Source organism: Pseudomonas sp. ICMP 10191, assembly GCF_001467335.1.
In the GTDB taxonomy this organism is placed as follows: domain Bacteria; phylum Pseudomonadota; class Gammaproteobacteria; order Pseudomonadales; family Pseudomonadaceae; genus Aquipseudomonas; species Aquipseudomonas cerasi.
This window is the reverse complement of sequence record NZ_LKGW01000151.1, coordinates 1-4,726: the sequence shown is the minus strand read 5'-3', so window position 1 is coordinate 4,726 and position 4,726 is coordinate 1. Positions and strand designations below refer to the sequence as shown.

Below are 4,726 nucleotides of genomic sequence, written 5' to 3'. Positions count from 1 at the left end.
AGGCGCCAATGAGGCGTCGCAGCGTTCGCAGATTTGTCGCCGCCCTTCTTGAGGACAGCGCCTTGCAGAACACCAACCCGGAAACCGAGGTCCCCGCTCGACTTGAACAATTTCCCGTTCCAGCGAAGAGCGACGTTGTCCGCGATAGATCGGCCTGTTTCAGGGTCGTCTATCCGCTGCGCGCCTTCTTTCATCTTGTTGGCCACCAGCTGGGCAGCCTTACGTAGCGCCGACCGCCCGCCCTTACGCTTCATGTCCTGAGTGATCGATTCGAGTTTTCCAACGAGAGAGTCAATCCCCTCCAGCTGGAAATCCACTGAGTCAGCCATCGTTGACCCCCTCGGCCACCAAGATGGTGAGATAGTCCAGACCTGAATCGGGATCGGGCAGCGCCGGGCCTTTGATGTCGTAGACATCCCCTCGGTAAAGGATCCGCATCGTCGGCAGGACGCCGGCTCGGTATCGGATCACTATCCGCGCGGTGGCCTCTGACTGGCTGGCTTGGGCAGCAATAAAGTCCCTGGCGCTCAGCGGCTCGACCGCTGCGGGGACTTTGTCCCACACCGTTTGCCAGCTCTCCAGCTCCTCACCGGTTTTAGGGTCCTGCATGCGGCCCAGCGCCTGAAACGTAATGCGATGTCGAAGTCGTCCAGCTCTCATGAGAGCACCACATGGTCAGGGGGACCCGACCAGCTCCGACAAGACCAAAGCAGTGGTTCAACGCCCATTGGCAATTCGGCAGTTATTGTTCCGATCACAACCGCCTCCCGATTTGCAAAGGAGTGGCCGATCAACAAAAGTAATGCCGCCTTGAAGCTGGCGGGAAAATCGCTCACATCTGCGAGGTCTGGGTTGTCACAATACCAGAGAGCCCACGCCAAAGCCGATTCGGCATATAGGGCTATGAGGTCGTCTTCGTCATCATAGTCCACACGCAATTGCTTGCGAATCAGCTCTATTGGGAGCAGATCAGCAGCGGCCACGGTCATTTTTTTTCGACCTTTTTTTTCGGATCTGCCTCGGGCTTTGCCAAATCCAGAGCCGCTTCAGCCTCGCCTACGATCTTGCAAAGCTTGAGTTGCTCCAGCTCCTTGGCCAGCCATACAGGCGCGGCATAAGGCTCGTTGTCGGTATCACGGATGATGCCGCGGTCCTCGTAAGCCCGCAGCGGCTTGATCAATACATCTGACATGTCTCACCTCGGTGGGCCGACGGTGCCGGCCACTTTAGGGGTTGGGCAGCTTAGGCCGCAGCGGCGGCAGCCGTGAGCTTGCCAGTGACGAAGGCTTCGGTACGGTAGATGGAAAACGCCAGACGCTCTTCGGCGCGAAGCGTGACCATGTTGTTTTCGAAGTCCTTGTCGTTCTCGGTAGAAATCAAAACTTCAACTTCCATCCGGTCGAAGATCTGCGCACCAAGTTTGAAGGCTCCCACCAGGAAGTCGTTTGGCTTCATGGCTTGGGTCGCGACTACCGGGCGATTCCACAGACGAGCCGCAGTGCCTTCCTGCGGCTGACCGATCAGATAGCGGCCCTGGCTGTCTTTGATCAACTCGATCAGCGCCCAGTCAGTTGGGTTGAGCACGATGCCATCCGAAGGGAACTCTGCCAGCTCGGATTGAAGAAGGGCCAGGCGAATCCGGTCGATGCGCTGTTCGCCGGTTACGGTCCAGCCAGCTGGAGACGCGTATTGGTTTGCAACTGGAACGAGCCCTTGCAGATTTGCACCTGCTCCGCTGCCGTACAGCAACTGAGCCTCTTCAGCGAGCAGCAACCCATAACGAGCGCGCGCGTCGATGTAGCTCTGCAAAGCCTTTGCGTCATCCAGAATCTGACGCGAGGCTTTGAACAGATGGGCGATGGTACGAACCGACGCCGTGATCAAGGTGGTTTCGATTTCGGAATACGGTTTTGCGGAGCCCTCCGGTACGGTCGCGGCATTGTTTGTGAAGCCTGTTTCGCGGACATACTCAAGGGAGCCCGCCTCAGTCTCGCCGGGTGCAATCAAATCTCGAATGGTGGCCCGACGCATGCCCGGCAGCGCGACAGTGTCCAGGCGCTCCGTGGCCGCCAAGCCACCGGCGGATGTGGTGGTGATAGCGGCGCGGGGTACGGAAACGCGACGGGAGCCACGGAAAGACGAATTGACGCCTTCCATGTGTTCGCTGGTAACAATCAACTCGCCAGCGGACTTCGGGCTCTCGATGCGCTGAGTGTCACGGTTGGCATTGACAAGCTTTTGCTCAGCTTCCAGAACGCGAGCCTGCAGTTCGCCCTGTTTCATCAGCAACTCGTCAACCTTGGCACGAGTCTCGGCGTTCATCTCACCGTGACGGGCGATTTCCTTGTTGCTGGTCTCCGCCTGGGATTTGATCTGGTCGCCAATGGTCTTAAGGCTGGCATTCAGCTCGGTGTATTGCTTTTCGAAGTCGCTCATTGCGATGGTCCTTGGAAAGATTTGAGGATGTCGGATGCCGCGCTCAGGGAGGCGGTGAGGTCTGGCGCGACAGCGCGTGGCTTATCGGACGAGGCAGCGTATTGCGTACCCCCGCCAGCAGCGCGCGGCGTGCTGGACTTGAAATTGGCGAAGAGTTCGCGGCGTTCGCTTCGGGCCATTCCGGCCTTTGCCAGAGCAATGTCCATGGCTTTCAGCGCGTTACTCTGCTGGGCCTGCTCGTCTTCACGCTCGGTGATTTCATCAGAAGAGAGAACGGCCGTTGCAAAGCCGAGCTCAACTGCTCGTCGGCCGCGTATGAACGTCTCGTCATCCATCATCTCGGCAATGTCAGCAACGGCCTGGCCGCTGCCTTCCGCGTAAAGGTCGGCCATCGCAGCGTCGAACTCTTCCATCGTGTTCGCTACATCGCGCAAGTCATGGCGGTTGCCGACTGCAAGCGTCCAGCAGTTGTGGATCATGAGAAACCCGCTGCTGGCCACTTCCCGCTTTGCGCCGGCCATGTAAATCACCGAAGCAGCCGATGCGGCCAGGCCCAGGACCTTGGTTGTGATCGGCTGGCTGTGCTCGCGCAGCCGGTTGTAGATGGCCAGGCCCTCGAACATGTCGCCACCTGGCGAATTGATGTACACGGTGGCTGGCTTGTCGCCGATTGAGCGAAGGGCCGCGTCGATACGCGAGACGGTAACGCCTTCCCCGTACCAGTCCTGGCCAATAACGCCGTAGATGGTGATGGTATCGCTGGTGGACTCCACGGCCGCCTTGATGGCGGGATTCCATCTGTCGAGCGCGCGCGGGCTCAGCTCGCAGTTAAAACTGCCAGCCTTGGATTTTGGTTGCATGATTTATTCCTTCGAGTTTGCCGGCTGATCCAGCCAGTTCTGTAGAGCTGCCCTTGCGGCTTGCCCGTCATCGCCCTGACCCAGTTTGTCGATCGGCGAAAGGTTGGTTTGCACAGTTAGTACACCGGCATTGCCGCCCATCTTGGGCAGGTTCTCTTTCATGCGGCATTCGTCGCGGGTGTAGATGCCGTTTTGCACCATCCCCGAATACAGCGTTGCCCGTGCGGCGCTATCAGCACGCATCAAGCCTTCAATGGAAAACTCGGGGTAAATCTGACGGCGCTGTGCAGGCGCCAGCAAACTGCGACTGATCCCTTCCTCGATGCGGCGCATGTAGCTGCGCAGCGTGAAGGTCAGGAATCGAAGCAACTTCTGCTCAAGGCCGGTCCCCCAATTCGATGCCTTATCGCTGTAACCGACCAGCGTCGGGTCCACCATGTAAAAGCGACAGATCTCTTCGGCGCTGTACTCTCGAGATTCCAACAGCTGAGCGTCCACTGGATTGATACCAATCACCTTGGCGGAAACACCCTTTTCCAAAACCGGTGATTTACCGGCATTCATCGCCCCGCTGATGCGTTGGACATAGTCGCGAAAATCGTCGCGCTGCTGCTTGTTCAGCGTTGCATCAACCTCAAAGGCCACGGTTTGGTGCATACCGTTTTTGAACGTGGAGCTCGCAACATCCTCGGCCGACATTGCCGCGCCGAATACGTCTGCGCCGTAGGCGATGGGTGAGAGCCCGATTTGCCCATCCAGAGAGAACGCAGGGATATGCATCATGTTGCTGCCAGCAATATCGCGGAGCTGCCCGTTTTTTTCCCGGTATCGGTAAAGAATCTCGCCGTTGTCCGCGACATCCAAATCCATGCGGTTGGGCAACAGGAATTCAAGCGCTACTATCCGGCCGCTTATACGGATGATCTCGACAAAAGCGTTACCCCGAAGCAGCATCGAAGCCACTACGGCCTCCCAAAACTGCACAGCAGTCATGCGGCTGTTCGGGTTGGTGTTAAGAATCCAATGCAGGTCATTGTCACCGGCCACCTCACGACCGCCATCAGGCATGCGCCGGTATAGGCCGAGCGGCAGCGTTGCGATCGTTTCGGAGATGAGGCGTTTGGCGGATGTGCTGCCCACGGTTTGCGCCCAAATTCCGGAAGCGCTGCCGGAGAGCGACCTGCCCACCCAATCGATTATTGATGACCGAGGCGCGTTGATTGCACCGCTCAAGACGGATTTGAAAGACTTAGCCACCGGTCAGTCCCCTTCGAATGAATGCTGCCGCGACGAAGCACGACGAAGCAGCGGCAAGAAGCGCCCAACCCACGCCAAGCAGTACGTAAACGCCTGCCACCGCAAGGGCAAAGCCCAGCACTGCAGTCAGCAGGTAAATGATTGATGCTGTGTTCATTCGAATATTGGGTCCC

At 58.1% G+C, this 4,726-nt stretch carries 8 protein-coding genes; all 8 read right to left on the bottom strand.

Features of this window, described 5'->3' with window-relative positions; translation table 11 throughout:
* Positions 1-329 (bottom strand): HK97-gp10 family putative phage morphogenesis protein (locus tag AO388_RS22990; protein WP_058417218.1); only part of this gene is annotated, 329 nt, incomplete at its 3' end.
* Complete coding sequence (locus AO388_RS22985; protein ID WP_058417217.1) at positions 322-660, bottom strand: phage head closure protein; 339 nt, start codon at positions 658-660, stop codon at positions 322-324. The genes AO388_RS22985 and AO388_RS22990, both read right to left, overlap by 8 nt.
* Positions 657-989 carry a head-tail connector protein gene (locus AO388_RS22980; protein WP_058417216.1) on the bottom strand — a complete coding sequence of 111 codons (333 nt, stop codon included), beginning with the start codon at positions 987-989 and terminating at the stop codon, positions 657-659. Before AO388_RS22980 ends, AO388_RS22985 begins: the two co-directional genes overlap by 4 nt.
* On the bottom strand, positions 986-1,192 hold the full coding sequence (locus AO388_RS29430; RefSeq protein WP_058417215.1) for a hypothetical protein: 207 nt from the start codon (positions 1,190-1,192) through the stop codon (positions 986-988). Before AO388_RS29430 ends, AO388_RS22980 begins: the two co-directional genes overlap by 4 nt.
* Before the next feature lie 50 nt (positions 1,193-1,242).
* On the bottom strand, positions 1,243-2,436 hold the full coding sequence (locus AO388_RS22970; protein ID WP_058417214.1) for a phage major capsid protein: 1,194 nt from the start codon (positions 2,434-2,436) through the stop codon (positions 1,243-1,245).
* Positions 2,433-3,296: a head maturation protease, ClpP-related gene (locus AO388_RS22965; RefSeq protein ID WP_003370668.1), complete on the bottom strand. Its 864-nt coding sequence runs from the start codon at positions 3,294-3,296 to the stop codon at positions 2,433-2,435. The genes AO388_RS22970 and AO388_RS22965 overlap by 4 nt, the downstream gene beginning before the upstream one ends.
* A 3-nt stretch (positions 3,297-3,299) precedes the next feature.
* On the bottom strand, positions 3,300-4,553 hold the full coding sequence (locus tag AO388_RS22960) for a phage portal protein (protein WP_058417213.1): 1,254 nt from the start codon (positions 4,551-4,553) through the stop codon (positions 3,300-3,302).
* Positions 4,546-4,726, bottom strand: a 181-nt coding sequence (locus AO388_RS29265; RefSeq protein WP_236713941.1) for a hypothetical protein, incomplete at its 5' end; no start/stop codon positions are given. The genes AO388_RS22960 and AO388_RS29265, both read right to left, overlap by 8 nt.

Bases quoted from the DNA above. Each gene is read 5' to 3' on its own strand.
- AO388_RS22965 (WP_003370668.1), bottom strand. From the start codon at position 3,296: ATGCAACCAAAATCCAAGGCTGGCAGTTTTAACTGCGAGCTGAGCCCG.
- AO388_RS22980 (WP_058417216.1), bottom strand. From the start codon at position 989: ATGACCGTGGCCGCTGCTGATCTGCTCCCAATAGAGCTGATTCGCAAG.
- AO388_RS22985 (WP_058417217.1), bottom strand. From the start codon at position 660: ATGAGAGCTGGACGACTTCGACATCGCATTACGTTTCAGGCGCTGGGC.
- AO388_RS29430 (WP_058417215.1), bottom strand. From the start codon at position 1,192: ATGTCAGATGTATTGATCAAGCCGCTGCGGGCTTACGAGGACCGCGGC.
- AO388_RS22970 (WP_058417214.1), bottom strand. From the start codon at position 2,436: ATGAGCGACTTCGAAAAGCAATACACCGAGCTGAATGCCAGCCTTAAG.